This window comes from Nitrosomonas communis (genome assembly GCF_900114745.1).
In the GTDB taxonomy this organism is placed as follows: Bacteria; Pseudomonadota; Gammaproteobacteria; order Burkholderiales; family Nitrosomonadaceae; genus Nitrosomonas; species Nitrosomonas communis_A.
Map to the genome: position 1 here is coordinate 1 of NZ_FOUB01000075.1, position 15,406 is coordinate 15,406.

The window sequence follows — 15,406 nt, forward strand, 5'->3', positions numbered from 1 at the left end:
ACATCGGACTGACTCACCGCGGTAACATAAGCCGGCTGGCCGTCCTTCATCGCCAAACCGTTCAGGTGGCAACGGTCTTCTGCCGCCAGCTTGCTAATAAAAGAAGGGTGCCATAACGGCTTGAAACTGTGCATTTCACTTAATGTTGCCAAACAACTGAACAAAGTATTGACGAATACCAGGCGACCCTCGCTATCCACCGCCATATCGTGAATATCCAAATCCCCAGTGGTGTACCCCATTTGCGGCACAAACAGCCGATCATAGCCGTCCTGTTGCTGACCAAGCTCGAATACATTCTCAAAACGCCAAACCTGATACAGACTGCTCATGTATAAGCCATTCGGCGTCGAACACAACCCCATGCAGCGGTTAAAGCTGCGCTCGAATACCGATAGCCCGTTATCGGGTTTAAGGCCAATAAAGTACAGCTTGCCAATCTGGTAAGTTGTCAACGCGATGGCAAGCTGTTGCTCGGCCAACCAGGACAACATCTGGCGAGAGGCGGTGATTTCAAGCGCCGGTACCGCGATAGTTTCGTTAGTATCCATTAAAAATCCTGAGCAATCATCAGTAGCTTCAAGATTCTCTTCAATGCTTTGTTTAACCAGCCATGCGCAAATTTTATCTATACACAAAGCTGGTACAGGAGATTGTAACCATAGTTGGTCGCGAGGGGCGGATATGACTCCCCCCATCCGGCGTACTCACGGTGGACGTTCCCACTCATGTCGCCAACTTGCCTACACTTTAGCTTCTACCTTACTAAGTGAGGCTGCCGGTCGTGTACCCTATAAGAATCCTGAGGTGTTTTTTTAATTTATAAGTTAAATTCCAGCAAAACAAGTGCCTCACCATTACTCTAGATGACATAGTTCTTTATTTTACTTTTACTTTCAGATCAGCTTAACCGTGCCGGCTAAATAACTTTTAGTCGAAACGTCCCACTCCACAACAGTTTTTTCACATGTGGAAAGCTATGATCATTTCTAGTGTATGACAACGAAAGTGAGGGGGTGAAGCATGAAATTAGATTACTCTTCATTTAAAGGCTTGGAAGGAAAAATATTTTCTTTCTTTTTCTTCATGGTTGTTCTGTGTTTTCCATTTCAAGTTCATTCATCCGAGACGTATAAAAAAATCGTGGAAGGCATGGAGCCCCAGAGTATTACGATCATCGGTGAAAGCCAACAACTACCTGAATCTATCCAGTTCTTCCAGGGATTAATATCCAGCTATCTACAGCAAGGTAAATGCTTGGCTGTTGCCTTGGAAATTGTCAGCATTCAACAAACTATTCTTGATCAGATGGTAGAGGGTAGAACGATTAAATCGGATATCAAACTACCTCCTATGATCGAGCATACTTCTTATCGCTCATTGGTTGATGATCTAGTTATAATGAAAAGGAGAGGTCATTGCTTGAGACTGATCGCCATTGATGCTGGAGGGCTAAACGTCAATCAGGACAAATGGATGGCCGAAAGGCTGGCAAAGCAAATAAGCCAAGCACCGATATTGGCATTATTGGGGAACCTGCACACGTTAAAAAAAATTGGTTGGAACTCGTCCATAGGCAAGGCATTCCCTTATGTTGCAGAGATACTGTCGTCTCAAGGATACCGGATTAAAACCTATCCGCAAATCCGGCAAGATAAAGCTTGTAACACTCAAAATCGACTCATTTCTTCTGATGAGCAGAAGATAGCTACTTTGCTCAATCGTAGCGTAATTTCTTTGCTTAATGCTGCTAAATATGAGACAGTAAATAATGTCGTTGATGGCGTTATCCTTTGGGAATGCGGTTAATAAATATAGAGTTCAGCAATATTTTTCGTGTGTGCTACTGTTATCTACTCAGGAAGATGCTGTAGTAAACGGTATTCATTGTACTGGTAGATAGATGGGAGCAATTTAGCGAGGGAAAGGTGCCCAGTCGTCCCGGTCCTACCCGTCGGAATTTTGGGGCGGGTGAGACGCGGGTTGGTTTTTTACGGGCACAAGTGGCCGCTGCGGGGCGATTTGCTGACCGGGGATGGGGTAGTCATCCTGGAGTGCTCTCGGAGGCCAATGGGCGGTCGATAGTGTGGAGTTATTCTGCACAAGCCCAACTCGAATTCTATCGAGCTCTCAATCTCACTAGCTAACATCGGTCGTGTAAACCGTGGTACTCCAGAACCTTGGCGATGCAGCAGCCTCGGAAATGGCCCAGCGTGGTGAAGTTAATATCGGCCTATTAACCAAAGAAAAATATGGTGAGGAGTGCCTGAATATCGGTTTTTCAACGGCGCACGGAACTGTTACGACAGCATCAGACTGGGATGGATCGCTGGAAACCAAAACAGAGCGTGAACCCTTGCCCGGCAGTTATGAGGAATTATTCACAATTCTAAAAACCAGAGAATTCGTTCTCGAACTGCACAAGCTTGAAATCGAGAAGTCATTAATACTTCTATCAAAAATTGCACTACTCGTTATCGTCGTGGCATTTAAGTACTTTTTTGCTTCCTTTTGAATAACTCGCCCTGTACTCAAGCTTTAATTTCAGGCATATGTACGCTTGCGCACAGAGAAAACCCGCTTCGAAGCGTACGCTAAAGTTGTTCCTGGTTTTATCAAACCAGCGATAAAGAGCCAAAATACATCATAGGTGTTTTTTAAATTACCGGATAGGAGAGCAATTATGCCTTCGAATAAAGGGAAGGATGAGGATAACAAGGGCACCAGCCAGCGTGGTTTTGCTTCTATGGATGAAGACAAGCAACGTGAAATTGCGAGCAAGGGTGGCAAAGCAGCTCATGAGAAGGGTACTGCGCATGAGTTTACCTCAGAGGAAGCACGCGAAGCGGGTCGTGCAGCTCACGAGAAGGGTACGGCTCATGAATTCACTTCTGAAGAGGCGCGCGAAGCAGGCAGAAAAGGAGGTCATGCTGCCCATGAAAAAGGTACAGCCCATGAGTTTAGCTCGGAAGAAGCGCGTGAGGCAGGTCGCAAAGGTGGGCAGTCAGGTGGCAAAGGTGGCTCCGAGGATGAATCTTCTTCTACCCGTGGCGGTACATCTGAGCAGCATGCTAAAGCAGGCAGGCAAAGCCATAAAAATAGCTAACCAGCAATAATAATGGCGAGCAGACAAACTTGCTCGTCATCTTTGTGAGACGTTATCTTAGGTTTGATATGATTGATTACCTAACGTGAGTTCGACCTAACAAAAGCTATAGAAGGCATCGGAATTCCTCATGATGAAGCAATTTTGAAAAAAATTATATTACGAGAGGAGCTAGATTCCAATGGGTACCATAGCGTAACGATTTCGTGTGTGATTGATGTTTTTTGTAAAGGGCATGAGCCGTGGTGTGATCACGTTTCGTGAGAGGCCTCCCTTACTTCTTATCTCATCATTAATTGATGCCCGGCGATATTCGATTTCTATCATTAAAAGCGTTTTTTTTCGTTTGGTTTAGTATAGCGTCAATCGCCCATGCTACTGAAACTGGGCTTCCGAATGGTAGGCCTGAGCCGATGGTTTTTGACTTAGTTGATCCGCTTGGTGCAAAAAAAGGCGAGACTGAAATCAACATGTTCCTTGATTATTCTAACAGCGCTGACCAACTCAAGTGGTCACCTGAAATCGAATATTCATTCATGGACGGGCATGCGATCGAGTTGGAATTACCTGTCGAAAACACAAATTTAAGTCAGTATAAGGTTTCGCTACAGGGAACTTTGGGAGAGTTGTTTCAAGGACGGATGATTCACGGATGGCAAGCTATCGGACGAAGAAAAAATGATGAAGAAGAGTATGGAGCCGATCTGCTCTACCTGAACGATTATAAATTCTCGGATAAGTGGAGCATGATGAATATGTTGGGCTTCAGACGTACGGCTTTCAATGAAAATGGAGAATTCATCGGTTTGTCAAACAACAGTTTGTTTTATATGTATTCGAAGGGATTCTCGCTCGGGATCGAACTGAACAGCGAAATAACCGAACGCAGCTACCGATACCGGCTAACGCCCCAGATCCAATATGCCTTCAGCAAAAATTCTGTGATTCAGTTTGGGGGCGGTCCTTCTCAACTCAATGAAGAAAAAAGAACTGAATGGCTGGTTACTTCTCGCCTTATCTATGATTTCTAGAGCTATAGCAAGTGTATTGCTTTAAAGCTGTTGCAGAGGCTACCATCAATAAAGCGAGGCAATCAATTTTACTCACCATTAGTGATTACACGTGGGTGAACTTGTACCTGATGGTTTACATCTAAACCAGCCAGCAACAGATTATCTTGCCGATATCATGTTTGCTATTTTATATAATAAGAGAATTTGGAATGGTGGAGGCATTCAATTGCTTTAAGCACAGTGGCCACATTTAAAAAAAATTAGGATTTCTTCTTTAACACCGTAATCTGTCCGTCAGATTCCATATATGCCTTTTCAATCTCTTTTATATTGGTGATTTCATGCTCACGCAATTTAGAAAGTAACTCTGATTCTGACATATATTCTTTTCGCATGTTACGCCAAAGAATCTGGCCTTTATCGATAAGTAGGAGAGGAGCGGGCTCTAAAACTGATCTAAGTGCTGGCACCCGATAAGCAAGCCAATCAGTAAACTGATTCCAGAAAATAATAGTGCCGACGAGAATAAATGCTTCACTCACTGAGCGATAATCACCAGCCATCCCATTTTGAGCCGCATCTGCAACAATCACGAGTATAAGAATATCGGCCATTCCGATTGAACCAACTCGCCGTTTCATCACCACCCGGAAAATAATAAAAAGAAAAACGTACATGGCAGTGCCACGCACAACAAGCTCTAATGGAGAAACGGTAATACCAAAAATCTCGCTCCAGTTAAGGTCCATATTGAAGAGACTTATATTATTTTATTAATATTTGACAGTCTCTAGATAAAATAATTTTTGGGCGTAGTAATAAGGCCCTTATATTGACACACCATCATTCAAGGGGAAGTACATCGTTTATCCTCATGTATTTTCTCGGCTAAGCAATTGTTATGATAATTAATACTCCAGTTGAATTAAACAGCGAATCGACCCTGCCTATTTTGCAACAAGTGGCAAGTCTTATGACAATACGCTGGCCAAAACGATTAACGTATTATACAAGACAGAAATCATCCGGCATCGCAGCTCTTGGCGCAATATTGATGAAGTGGAATTTGTCACTTGGGAATGGGCCGGCTTCAACAATCCAGTCACCGATTATTGGATCGATTGAAAATATCTCATTGGCTGAATTTGAAATGACATCTTATCGCCAATTAAAGGAGTCAGCTAATGCAGTCTGACTCAAGCTAAAAGTCTCCAGAAAAACTGGGGCGATTCATATATATAAAATAATGCTATGTCCAAGAAAACTGAAACAAAGAAAATAGAAACAAAGAAAATAGAAATTAAATGGATAAGCAAGCCAGAGGGACATCACTACAATGCTGCTTTATCCTATTTACGCTTAATTTACGATGAGAAGATAGCTGCTAGTTATGTGAGTAATCTAGAAAAAGCAATGCTTTCAGAATTCCAAGCTAAAGATATTTTCAGAGCATCCACTTTGCCACTGCTTGATATAAGTAATATACATGTCAAACGGGATATACAAAAAATACAGTTGGGAGAGAAGTTATCGCCCCTTCTTCTAGTAAGGGATTCAAATAATGGTAAAGTTATTATCGCAGATGGCTATCATCGATTATGTGCAATTTATTCTTATGATGAAGATGTAATCATTCCATGTATGATCGTGTAACTTGCCAAGCTTAATAAAGTTGAGAGAGTTTTTGCCTAACCTTGAAATTTTATTAATTAACGTGAGCTCAGGTTAAGAAAAACAGCAAAATGAATCAGTTTCATCTAATGATGAAACTGTTTTTGGGATCACTTTATCATGAGGAATTTAGGTTCCTTTTACAGCTTTGTTATGTCGAACTCACGTTAACTAAGCTCGATATAAATAAAAGCAATTAATCGATTTCATGAATTTTCCATTCACAAAATATATGCTGTTTCCTCCGCCTACCAATGCTGAAAATAAACCGCTTGATTAGTCCGCGCGTGAGAAATTGACTTTTATGGTTAAAAAAATACAAGGTTGTGGGCTCCTGTCGATAAGCCACTGATTTGCCGAAGTACTCCTTCTTTATCTCCTTGTATCGCAAAAGCAAGCTCATGATTTAACGGCAGGGATAGACCACGACTGTTTTCAGAATTAACAGAGCTTAGTTGAAACCGTGGTCTGTCCCTTAGGGACAGAGTTAGTCCTTAATTCATATTTTAGTTCTTCTACGTGTTTGCACGTATTTACTTACTAGCTTATATATTTTAAAAAAGCCGGAGAAAGACAAGCTCATTCTTAAAACTAATATCCTTGTATCAACTATGGTAACTTACCAAAAGGAGAAATTACATGGCGCATTCGCAATTTCGCAACCGGTTGATCGCCCTTGCAAATGACACCTCTGAGAATCCGACAGGGTTTCTTGAAGGATTGAGCGATATTCACTTTGACTGGCATGACGAATTGCCACCGACTTACGGCTTTTTATTGTTTCATCATCGAGTAGTTCGTTATTTCAATTCCATTGTGAACTCACGACTCCAGCCTCAGATCAGTGCGTTCACCCCCAGTGATCTACAAGGGATGGGTGTTCAGCCGTTCACGGCTAACCTGGGTAACATCGATACGCTAGGTGAGTTGGCTAATTTCTCATCTTCCATCCAATCATGGCACAACAACGCTCATGGCTTGATCGGCAGCGCCACCCAGACCCCCATGATGGATCCGCGCCAGAATATTTTCTTCCAGCCTTTTTGGCGGCTGCACCTTTACATTGACGGGCTATTCCAGACAGTGCTCCAGCAATACGGAGATAGGCAGCATTCTAGCCAATTCATAGATTCCCCGGCAGTTGCAGGACATCTCGAAGTAAGCCACCATAGCTGGGTCCCTCGCATTTAACAGCGAGGTGAAATCACGGCCGACATTAGACTTACTGAGCAGACCTTCGGGATTCCTCAGAGGCAGACCTTGAGGAATCCCCTTGAAATTATCAGTATTTGCCATGAAGCACAGCGATCAAGGTTGCGCCAGCTACTCCAAGTCTACGTGCCTCTTGTAGCAACCATTCACCAAGAGGCAGACTGCCATGTCGGCGGTCTTGTTGGGTAAAAAACGTCACTTGAAAACCCTGCATGTTTTTCTCCTCAGAATCGTTTCAGGATGGCGACCGATGCTAGACCGAATAGTGTCATGGTCAATGAGCCGATCACATGGGCACCGATCGCAGCAGTCGCCCAGAACAATCGTTGTTGCTGGATGAGTGTGATGACTTCTGCTGAGAAAGTTGAGAAGGTTGTCAGTCCCACTAGAAAGCCAGTGATGACCAAGAGACGCCATTCAGGCGCGAGTGTGGGGTGGTCAGCAAAAAATGCCAACGCCACCCCAATCAGGTAGCTGCCAATTAGGTTCGCAGCAAGAGTACCGGCAGGGATCGCCGGGAATATCTCATTGAGTGATAACCCCGGAGCCATCGAATCAATGCACCTAGCGATGCGCCCACACTGATCGCGAGGATTGAGTTCCACATAATCTTGTCCTTCTTGTTCATCTTGACCGGACAGGCACTCGAGAATTTATATGCCCAGACTGGGGTTTATGCATAGGCATCATCGGCTACTGCCGCTGCGATTACTCGAGGAATGCCAACCCCAAGCTTGTCATTTTAACCGAGCATTGGTTTGAAAGTCCCAATCTTATTCACTAATCTCTGCTCTCCGCACCAAGTTGGTTTCCTCCGCCTACCAATGCTCAAAATAAACCACTTGATTAGTCCGCGCGTAATCCACTGATTTATATACTCTAAAAAAAGAGAAGTTGTGGAATTCGCACTTGCCTGAGGGGTAGGGGTGGAGACAATAATGGCGCAAAGAGAGAAAAAGTGAGGAAATTTCTGAAATTTCATGAAACTAGAAGTCCGCAAAAATCTTTAAGAGCAGGCACGCGAGAGTTTTAAAGAAAAAAGGCCAACCTGTCTGGATATTTATTATGCCTCATACATAGAAATAACTAAGAAAATTACTAAAATGACTAATGCAATTATCGCTTATAACATCTCAGAATTTATCTGTTGTGAAACAGGTTAAAACTCGTAGTTAATAAAATGGTGAAACATTGCATGATAATTTACTCAATACAGAAATCTTCTATGGCATTGAAGAGGCTCAAGCTATCGTGGCCAGTGCATCCGTGAGTACCATACTGTCAGACCGTATAGCTTATTAGATTATTAATCACCGGAACCTAGAAATAATATTTATCCCATCACCACAAAATTACATCTATTCAGGCAATGCGTATGTAGTAGATACTCTCGACAATTGATACTAAATCAAAGTACTCTATTCATAAAATAGTCAGGGCCAGAGTAAAGTTAAGCATTAAATTACTCTGGCCACCGATTCGTCTGCCCTTGATAAAGGGTATTTTTCAGATTCCTACCCCGATTATTTATCGCAACTAATCAATTATGGCTTTCCTGAGCCTCTTAATTGCACTATAGCATCTGCTGAATCTTGGCTAAATTCGCCTGTATTTTGATCATAAGCGTTTGCTCTGGCAGAGGCTTTAATTGGTCCACCTGCAAATTTCCCATTTTGATCATTTATTGTGACTTCCCAAGGAGTATTACCGTTACATTCTAAGTAAGTCCCAAAGGCGCCGCGGACAAAGAGGCGTCCAGCTTCTTGTTTTACCTCACCAAAGAGGTTAACAAATGTTGGAGACGAGCAGGAAATAGTTCCGCGGATGGTGGCGCTTCCTAATCTATCGAATGAACCGACAGGATCAATGATGAGATCGATTGTCAATGGTGGCGGTGCAACCTGGACAGTAAATACTAGATTACCGCCCGGCCCACTGCCAAACGCTCCAGCCATAAAGTAATAGGTCTGGCCAGCAACAGCGTCAAAGGACACTGATGATTGCAGGCCTGCGGTATCATCATTGCAAGCAATCTGGAGGAGATTGCCACGTATGCCTGTATAAACTGAAAGGGTTGTATCATAATCACTTCCAAAACTGTTGGCTTGGATCCGCATGTTTTCACTTGGAGTGAACGAATACCAAACTGTAGGTCCCTGACCACTGCAATATGGATCGTCTTCTGCTGTTATCGCTTCGCTCGTGTTGATGGTATTAACGAATGGCAGCGGTTCTGTTGCTATAGTGGCACTAGCAAAATCATCGTTAGTAGGTGGTTCTGCTATAGCTGAAGACATACCCAGCCATATTAAAGCTATTATCATAAGTGTGATTCTAGCTAACTTCACATCAAAAATATTGTGGCTTATCATCAGATCATCCTTTCAAATACCAAGCAACGAAAATAAATGGAATAAATGAGACTACGTATGTGATATGTAAATTACTACTTAATTTTTGATATCCTCTCCTTAGTTTTAAAATTATTGATCAATATATTATTGTCAATTAACGGCCAAATAAGTGGTGGCTTTAACAATAAGTAATTTAAAAAAGATCTAACTAAAGCTTATGTGTCTACCTTTTGGCTGAAGATATTTATGATCTACATACGGGCTGTTTTCTTCGCCTAGCAATGCTGAAAATAAACTACTTGATTAGTCCGCGCGCAAACAATTGATTTTTATTGCTAAAAAAATACAGGGTAGTGGACTTCACGCTTCTATGACGGGCAGGGGTGGAGAGAATAATGGCGCGAAGAGAGAAAAAGTGAGCGAATTTTCCGTTTTTCATGAAACCTCGAAGTCCGAAAGAATCCGCATGAATCCGCGCTAACACGCAAGAGTAGGCGAAAAAAAACCAACCGGATGAAGGGTTGGTTTTTGGTATTGGTGGAGATAACGGGAATTGAACTGAAGTCCGCATTCGCTCTGCTATATTTATTATCAGTGACGAGAGATGGCAGATTTGGAATCGCTAGATCATCGTCACCATTGATACTGCTCGTGAATTGATTTTATTCTCAGGCCTTTAATTCCCTTTCCTTTGCCATGCCTCGCTTCGAGAACACTATGTCCTAGAGTTACGCATGTTTGAATCAGAATCTCCTTAAATTTGCCATTACTTAACGAGATTTTGCTGTTACGTTGACACCATAATAAATAATTCGCATATAACCATGTATCAGAGTTCTTATAGCCTGTTTCACGACCCGATTCTTTAATTTCTCTTCTGTCTCCCATCTGCGTCCACGCGTTAAGGTCTGGTATACAACACTCAATCAACCAACCAGCTATGGGGTTGCTGGCTGTCATCGCTTCAAGGTTAGCATTTCGTATCTGCGGCGGTGGATTCAGGATAATCTGGGAAATTTTGTCGGCTGATAATTCCAACAACCAATTCACTAATCCAGGAAGTTCGGAATGTAAGACAGCTTCTTCACCCCCCTGTTTCTCCCATACTTGTCTCTCTTCATCGGTAACTCTGCGATCAAATATCACGGTAACTCTGCGCCGATCTGGCCCGCTGGTGTGATCGGTAAATTGCAGCGATTCATTACTCGCTATAACTACCAGCCCCGGAAAAATAAAACTTCCTGCCTGTTGCTGGTGTTTTCGCTCGAGCCGGATAGGATCCTGTCCAGTGATTGCTTTTAGAGTATTGATTGACCCGCCATATTTGTCTGAATCTGAAATAATGGCAAGTCGCTTATTGAAAAGGGCTGCTGTTTCAAAACGGTTTTGCTCCAATTGATACAGGTTAGTGATGGCGGTATTTATATAGCCTACTAACGCAGTGAGCAACCGCATGAATGTCCCTTTTCCAGTCCCACCACTGCCTTTCAAGTGCAAGAACTTTTGGAGATCATTTCGCCCGTGAAGTACCGCCGCCATCCACGCTCGCAAAAACTGAGTAATTTCCTCATCGCCATTGACTGCTGTTTTCAGCCAGCTCTTGATATTGGGGCAATCAGCATTCTTTTTATATTCATAAGGCAGACACCAGGACAGAGCATTCTCGGGTGTTATATGCTGTAATTCACCACTTTTCAGATTAAGCAAACCGTTGATAAACGGCAAGCCTGCCTTAACAGGCACTGGCAAGGGCAACATAATACCATCGGCTAATAACGATTTGATCCCATTCTTGTAAGGAAGTCTGAATCCCACTTCACCCGATCCAGAATAAAGCAGGCGAATTAATTCTTTGTCAAAAAGCTGGGGTGACTGTAACGGTTCCCAGTGGCTGCCCATATATTGATGCCATGTTTGAGAACCACTATCAAAAGCATAATAACCTTGTAATGATTTTTTAATTATTTGAGCAGCCTTGGATTCAATCATTAACTTCTTACGTTCACCTTCGCTGGTTTGCATGACTATAATCAAAGCCCCGCTGCTAATATCAGGCTTAGCGTTGAGTTGGTGTTGGTTTGATGCTGGCTGGTTATCTTCAAAATCCTTGTGAGTGTTGCAAGTGCTGGAAGTGTTGGGTTTCCCAGATTTGTTTGTAAACTTTTTATTTGGCATAACTATGCCTTGATTTTGTGATGGTTCGGGAAATTCTGCTTTATTAAGATCAAGCATGATCGCCTCCTATCGCCAGGTAATCATTCCAGTCGAAACCAGCTGTGGGTGGGATCAATATCTTACCTTTGATCGCCAGCGCGGCATCTCTAGCTGCTTTCTGACCTACACCCGATAAATCGTTGTCACCACACAAGATAATTTCAGTATCTGGCGCTAGCGCTCGAATATTTTTAGCGACCGGGAGCAGGTTACCTGCATCAAACGCAACCACAACACGCTGCCCACAATCCTCGAAAAGACTTGCATCAGTGGCAAAACCTTCGCAAATCAAAATGCGCCCGCTGGGTTCGCCAATGATATGGAAGGACCCTTTCTTTCTGCCGCCAGATAAGAAGCGCTTTTTACCTACTGGTGAGATGAATTGCAGATTGACTAGGCGACAGGATGGATCATAAATCGGTATGACGAGCAACTTACCTAGCAGCCATGCACCATGGGGTTGAATGCCTTTTTTAATTAAATAAGGATGAGCTTTTTGACTTTTTGCTGCTTTGCTACATTCCAATAAATAGCGAGCTTTTGCTGCAATCTTTTCATGCTTCTGGTGCTGTTCGATCTCACGTAGACGCTTGAATTCTTGGTACATCGTTCTGAGGCTGATTTTTTCAGCCTGGGTTAATTTGAGATCTATATCCACACGCCAGTTTTGCCAGCCTAATCCGTCAGTATGGTTCTGGAAGCCACCTGCTGGAATACCATCAGAATGTAGTATATATGCGCCATCAGTATTATTTGTAGATTTGCCAGCTACATGGCATCGATGAATTTTTCCATCTGCAATTGGATGGACAATAATCACATCACGTTTGCTAGCTGCATTAACGAATTGATTAACAACATCATCAATACGTATTGATACAATATTGTTGTACTGTTGATAGATGCTTTTAGTTAGGGGAACACTTTCATTTCTCATTTAAGGGTGCTCCTGTTTTATTAGCTGAGAATTTCTATTTTTACGGACTGTTTCAAGCTCGCTCATCGGCTCCAGCGGTGATGAATTAGAATAATTCGCTGCTAACGCTTGCCTCACCTGGTTGGTTTCATATTTAGCATCTGTCGATTCTTCATCGATTTGGACTGGGTTAGTGAACAAGCCTAGCCCATCTGGTTTAAACAAGTTTAGATGTAACAGGCATGTCTGCTTTTCAATTTCTGCGTTATTAATGAAATTCATATTTTTTATCGCCATTTGGCTTTATTCCTTTTGAAAATTGCCAATGACTTGTATGCATATCAATTTGTACACATTTGCACGGATGCTTTTGCACTATACCAACGCATCGTGATCATCCATGAGTATGCAAATGTAAATGATTGCACAGTCATATTCAGGATATGGAGTTGTAAAAAAAGTCTTTTGCCATGCTTACCTGTGCCCGCACGCTGTTGTAGTGTTTCTAGTGCGTTGCAAGCACCGGTTTTTTGATGGCTTTCTCAAGTCTTAATACGCAACGTAGACGTTGTGTGCGCATAAACGACGTCACAAAGAACCATTAACAAGTTTTAACGAGTTTTCTTATTTCTTTGACGTACCAGCCAAGGCGGCCATATACTCGAATAGGCCGTATTGGCCCCGTCTCGAGGGCAGCCCACTTTCTTAGAGTCTGCGGCTGGCGATTAAGATAGTAAGCCGCTGCATCAGTGGAGACTGTATCGCTGGTTACTTGATCCAACGGGGGGTAGGGGGAATAAAATGCCTGCATCGGAATTTCCTTTTGTCGATTAATAACGACACAGATTTTAATGTGTGATTTTTGAGGTTTTCTTCGCGTTTTCCGAGTTTGTTAATATTTTGCCAATATATTCTCTAACTAACTGATAATTAATTATTTTAAAGATTGATAAACTTAACGGGCTGTATCATCTTGCGATACAAAGTCATTGGGCGTAATTCTTCGACTCGTTCTAATAGCCGATTAGCTGCTTCACAGTTTTTTACAGCTTGCTTAATTTCTTTTGATAATGTTGCGCCACCTCGCATATCATCAAATTTTGGGTTAAGTTCAAGAAAATTCATAAAGGCTTTATGAACCTTTTTGTAAGCCTGTGTCATGGAGGACACAGGTTTAGTCATAGCCACAGCCATGCTACCCACATGCCAAAGTTGTCTTTCCATTGCTCTTTGTCTTTCCATCAAAAGATACTTTATGAAATCCAACTCGACATGCTCATCTCGGACTTCTTTTGGGTCTGATTCCCAATCGTCCTCGACCAACCCAAAAATCCAATCGACTGATACATCATAAATTGCTGCCGATTTTTTAATCAATTTCAAAGGAAAGTGTTCAATATCCAATCCTCCCTCGTAAAACTTTAGGTCATGCGCAGGGATATCAAGAAGCTGGGACGCCTCGGCAATAGTCTGACCCCGGAATTTCCTTGCTTCCTTTAACTTTGATCCAACCGATGCGGCTATCGCGCGCTCTTCTTTATCAATAACCAGCGAGGCTGAAGCTGAATTGACCTGTGCCGAAAATTTACGCCACATTTTTATATTCGGTTGCTTCCACTCAGCCGGCTTAATGTCTGGTCTTGGCTTCTGCCTTTCTTGCCACAAGTTATAATTTGTTTGCAGATGCAGCCAATATTCGGCCGTTAAATTTTTCAGCCAGGCTCCGAGGCGGAGGGCTAGATCTAAGCTTATAGGCGCCTCACCATTGATAGCACGAGACAACGTCACACGTGAGACACCAAGCTGTACCGCTGCTTCTGTAATGCTCACACCCAACTCTGGTAACACATCATTTTTCAAAATACTGCCGGGATGAGGTGGCTTGGATAGTGCTGTCATACTGCTCCTTGCTGAAACAATTAGAGAGATTATTTAACAATGCGCAGACTTTGTTGGCTTTCAGTTTGTTCAAACACGATGCCGGCCTCTTCCAAAATCCATGTTTCAATTTTGATATGCCACCTTCTCAATAGATCGAGAGGGCGGCGTATGTAATGCTTTCCACGCACACCCTGTGGTTTGTAACCTTGAATTTGGGCTGCGATACCTTCGGGCATTTCTACCCACTCACTCAAAGTGGCAAATGATCGCCGTAATCCATGGAGAGACAAATCGATACCAATTATTGAACACGCCTTGCCATGTTGCTTGCTCGGTTCTGTCAGACGTCCACTGGCTGCAGCAGGGCTGCTGAACACCCATTGATTCCGATGGGGCAGATTGACCAAAAGATGCGCTACATAGGGTGTTAATGGAATGGTTCGCTGACCCTCCACCTTGTCTCGTATGGTTAAGCTTTTCCAGGTAAAGTCAATGTCCTCCCAGCACAAATTGGCTATTTCCTCACGGCGAGCACCCGTCAGCAGCAATGCCTGCAGGTAAGCGCTGATAACAGGATTTTGGATTTGTCTAATAGCCTCGAACCAAGCGGGTAATTGTTCACGCTGCAATACGTCATTCCTGGTTCTAGGCTTCCCAAGCGTTTCTTTGATGCTCCTGTTTTGTGCGGCATTGCTGGTTACAATTTCCGAATAAAAGGAATGCCTGTTACACCAGAACAGACACGCTCTTAGCAAGCGCAGGGCAAGGCGGGCTTGAGTGGCTCTTTTTACGGATTCTACTTTAGCCCATTCTTCAATCCGCGCTTTGGACAGGTCGGCGAGGCGTATAGTAGATAACGAGGCAAGTACTCCTGGAACAGTCAATTTATGGCTACGGCTACGCTTTTGTCCACCAGGCTGCATCATCGCGACATGATCCAGGTAATGACGTATATGGACTCCTCCGTTTTGCGTGAAATTTTTTTGATCTGGCATGGCTGAAACACTTGCACTCGTATATCCGGCCTGTAACGGGAGCT

19 protein-coding genes are annotated in these 15,406 nt (G+C 43.1%); 8 read left to right on the forward strand and 11 right to left on the reverse strand.

The window, feature by feature from the left end; all coding sequences use genetic code 11:
- Nucleotides 1-698 (reverse strand): TIGR03032 family protein (locus BM122_RS17660; RefSeq protein WP_256212180.1); only part of this gene is annotated, 698 nt, incomplete at its 3' end.
- A 325-nt stretch (nucleotides 699-1,023) separates the two neighbouring features.
- Between BM122_RS17660 and BM122_RS17665 the strand changes: the two genes are divergently transcribed.
- The 5 genes from BM122_RS17665 to BM122_RS17680 all read left to right on the forward strand — a co-directional run bounded on the left by BM122_RS17665 (nucleotide 1,024) and on the right by BM122_RS17680 (nucleotide 4,137).
- Nucleotides 1,024-1,809 (forward strand): hypothetical protein, encoded by a 786-nt coding sequence (locus tag BM122_RS17665; protein WP_074906874.1) that lies wholly within the window; start codon nucleotides 1,024-1,026, stop codon nucleotides 1,807-1,809.
- 119 nt (nucleotides 1,810-1,928) lie between these two features.
- The gene (locus BM122_RS22690; RefSeq protein ID WP_143083508.1) at nucleotides 1,929-2,147 is read left to right on the forward strand and encodes a hypothetical protein; all 219 of its coding nucleotides are present in this window, start codon (nucleotides 1,929-1,931) and stop codon (nucleotides 2,145-2,147) included.
- 17 nt (nucleotides 2,148-2,164) lie between these two features.
- On the forward strand, nucleotides 2,165-2,515 hold the full coding sequence (locus BM122_RS17670; protein ID WP_256212181.1) for an erythromycin esterase family protein: 351 nt from the start codon (nucleotides 2,165-2,167) through the stop codon (nucleotides 2,513-2,515).
- A 168-nt stretch (nucleotides 2,516-2,683) separates the two neighbouring features.
- Nucleotides 2,684-3,106, forward strand: coding sequence for a KGG domain-containing protein (locus BM122_RS17675; protein ID WP_074906876.1), 423 nt, complete (start codon nucleotides 2,684-2,686; stop codon nucleotides 3,104-3,106).
- A 299-nt stretch (nucleotides 3,107-3,405) separates the two neighbouring features.
- The gene (locus tag BM122_RS17680) at nucleotides 3,406-4,137 is read left to right on the forward strand and encodes a hypothetical protein (RefSeq protein WP_074906877.1); all 732 of its coding nucleotides are present in this window, start codon (nucleotides 3,406-3,408) and stop codon (nucleotides 4,135-4,137) included.
- 242 nt (nucleotides 4,138-4,379) lie between these two features.
- Here the strand turns inward: BM122_RS17680 and BM122_RS17685 are convergent, their stop codons facing one another.
- A complete protein-coding gene (locus BM122_RS17685; RefSeq protein ID WP_074906878.1) occupies nucleotides 4,380-4,868 on the reverse strand; it encodes a DUF421 domain-containing protein in 489 nt (162 codons plus the stop codon).
- Between the two features lie 152 nt (nucleotides 4,869-5,020).
- Here BM122_RS17685 and BM122_RS17690 point away from each other — a divergent pair, with 152 nt between their 5' ends.
- The 3 genes from BM122_RS17690 (at nucleotide 5,021) to BM122_RS17700 (ending at nucleotide 6,981) form a co-directional block, all read left to right on the forward strand.
- Nucleotides 5,021-5,314: a hypothetical protein gene (locus BM122_RS17690; protein WP_074906879.1), complete on the forward strand. Its 294-nt coding sequence runs from the start codon at nucleotides 5,021-5,023 to the stop codon at nucleotides 5,312-5,314.
- A gap of 56 nt (nucleotides 5,315-5,370) precedes the next feature.
- Nucleotides 5,371-5,772 carry a hypothetical protein gene (locus BM122_RS17695; RefSeq protein ID WP_074906880.1) on the forward strand — a complete coding sequence of 134 codons (402 nt, stop codon included), beginning with the start codon at nucleotides 5,371-5,373 and terminating at the stop codon, nucleotides 5,770-5,772.
- Nucleotides 5,773-6,429: 657 nt separating this feature from the next.
- On the forward strand, nucleotides 6,430-6,981 hold the full coding sequence (locus BM122_RS17700) for a hypothetical protein (RefSeq protein WP_074906881.1): 552 nt from the start codon (nucleotides 6,430-6,432) through the stop codon (nucleotides 6,979-6,981).
- Between the two features lie 91 nt (nucleotides 6,982-7,072).
- On the opposite strand, the gene BM122_RS22695 is transcribed toward BM122_RS17700, so the two are convergent.
- The 9 genes from BM122_RS22695 to BM122_RS17740 all read right to left on the reverse strand — a co-directional run.
- On the reverse strand, nucleotides 7,073-7,216 hold the full coding sequence (locus BM122_RS22695; protein ID WP_143083509.1) for a DUF190 domain-containing protein: 144 nt from the start codon (nucleotides 7,214-7,216) through the stop codon (nucleotides 7,073-7,075).
- A 10-nt stretch (nucleotides 7,217-7,226) separates the two neighbouring features.
- A complete protein-coding gene (crcB, locus tag BM122_RS17705; RefSeq protein ID WP_371264947.1) occupies nucleotides 7,227-7,607 on the reverse strand; it encodes a fluoride efflux transporter CrcB in 381 nt (126 codons plus the stop codon).
- A gap of 939 nt (nucleotides 7,608-8,546) precedes the next feature.
- The gene (locus BM122_RS17710; protein WP_074906882.1) at nucleotides 8,547-9,374 is read right to left on the reverse strand and encodes a PPC domain-containing protein; all 828 of its coding nucleotides are present in this window, start codon (nucleotides 9,372-9,374) and stop codon (nucleotides 8,547-8,549) included.
- 615 nt (nucleotides 9,375-9,989) lie between these two features.
- Complete coding sequence (locus BM122_RS17715; RefSeq protein ID WP_074906883.1) at nucleotides 9,990-11,588, reverse strand: DNA primase family protein; 1,599 nt, start codon at nucleotides 11,586-11,588, stop codon at nucleotides 9,990-9,992.
- On the reverse strand, nucleotides 11,581-12,507 hold the full coding sequence (locus BM122_RS17720) for a toprim domain-containing protein (RefSeq protein WP_074906884.1): 927 nt from the start codon (nucleotides 12,505-12,507) through the stop codon (nucleotides 11,581-11,583). Before BM122_RS17720 ends, BM122_RS17715 begins: the two co-directional genes overlap by 8 nt.
- On the reverse strand, nucleotides 12,508-12,783 hold the full coding sequence (locus BM122_RS17725; RefSeq protein ID WP_074906885.1) for a hypothetical protein: 276 nt from the start codon (nucleotides 12,781-12,783) through the stop codon (nucleotides 12,508-12,510).
- 304 nt (nucleotides 12,784-13,087) lie between these two features.
- On the reverse strand, nucleotides 13,088-13,297 hold the full coding sequence (locus tag BM122_RS17730) for a hypothetical protein (RefSeq protein ID WP_074906886.1): 210 nt from the start codon (nucleotides 13,295-13,297) through the stop codon (nucleotides 13,088-13,090).
- A gap of 128 nt (nucleotides 13,298-13,425) precedes the next feature.
- On the reverse strand, nucleotides 13,426-14,385 hold the full coding sequence (locus tag BM122_RS21845; protein ID WP_083398578.1) for a HigA family addiction module antitoxin: 960 nt from the start codon (nucleotides 14,383-14,385) through the stop codon (nucleotides 13,426-13,428).
- 29 nt (nucleotides 14,386-14,414) lie between these two features.
- On the reverse strand, nucleotides 14,415-15,406 hold a 992-nt coding region (locus tag BM122_RS17740), incomplete at its 5' end, for a tyrosine-type recombinase/integrase (RefSeq protein WP_143083510.1).

Coding starts and splice junctions, on each gene's coding strand:
- BM122_RS17675 (WP_074906876.1), top strand. CDS start 2,684: ATGCCTTCGAATAAAGGGAAGGATGAGGATAACAAGGGCACCAGCCAG.
- BM122_RS17685 (WP_074906878.1), bottom strand. CDS start 4,868: ATGGACCTTAACTGGAGCGAGATTTTTGGTATTACCGTTTCTCCATTA.
- BM122_RS22695 (WP_143083509.1), bottom strand. CDS start 7,216: ATGCAGGGTTTTCAAGTGACGTTTTTTACCCAACAAGACCGCCGACAT.
- BM122_RS17700 (WP_074906881.1), top strand. CDS start 6,430: ATGGCGCATTCGCAATTTCGCAACCGGTTGATCGCCCTTGCAAATGAC.
- BM122_RS17730 (WP_074906886.1), bottom strand. CDS start 13,297: ATGCAGGCATTTTATTCCCCCTACCCCCCGTTGGATCAAGTAACCAGC.
- BM122_RS17710 (WP_074906882.1), bottom strand. CDS start 9,374: ATGATAAGCCACAATATTTTTGATGTGAAGTTAGCTAGAATCACACTT.
- BM122_RS17720 (WP_074906884.1), bottom strand. CDS start 12,507: ATGAGAAATGAAAGTGTTCCCCTAACTAAAAGCATCTATCAACAGTAC.
- BM122_RS17665 (WP_074906874.1), top strand. CDS start 1,024: ATGAAATTAGATTACTCTTCATTTAAAGGCTTGGAAGGAAAAATATTT.
- BM122_RS17695 (WP_074906880.1), top strand. CDS start 5,371: ATGTCCAAGAAAACTGAAACAAAGAAAATAGAAACAAAGAAAATAGAA.
- BM122_RS21845 (WP_083398578.1), bottom strand. CDS start 14,385: ATGACAGCACTATCCAAGCCACCTCATCCCGGCAGTATTTTGAAAAAT.
- BM122_RS17680 (WP_074906877.1), top strand. CDS start 3,406: ATGCCCGGCGATATTCGATTTCTATCATTAAAAGCGTTTTTTTTCGTT.
- BM122_RS17725 (WP_074906885.1), bottom strand. CDS start 12,783: ATGGCGATAAAAAATATGAATTTCATTAATAACGCAGAAATTGAAAAG.
- BM122_RS17690 (WP_074906879.1), top strand. CDS start 5,021: ATGATAATTAATACTCCAGTTGAATTAAACAGCGAATCGACCCTGCCT.
- BM122_RS17715 (WP_074906883.1), bottom strand. CDS start 11,588: ATGCTTGATCTTAATAAAGCAGAATTTCCCGAACCATCACAAAATCAA.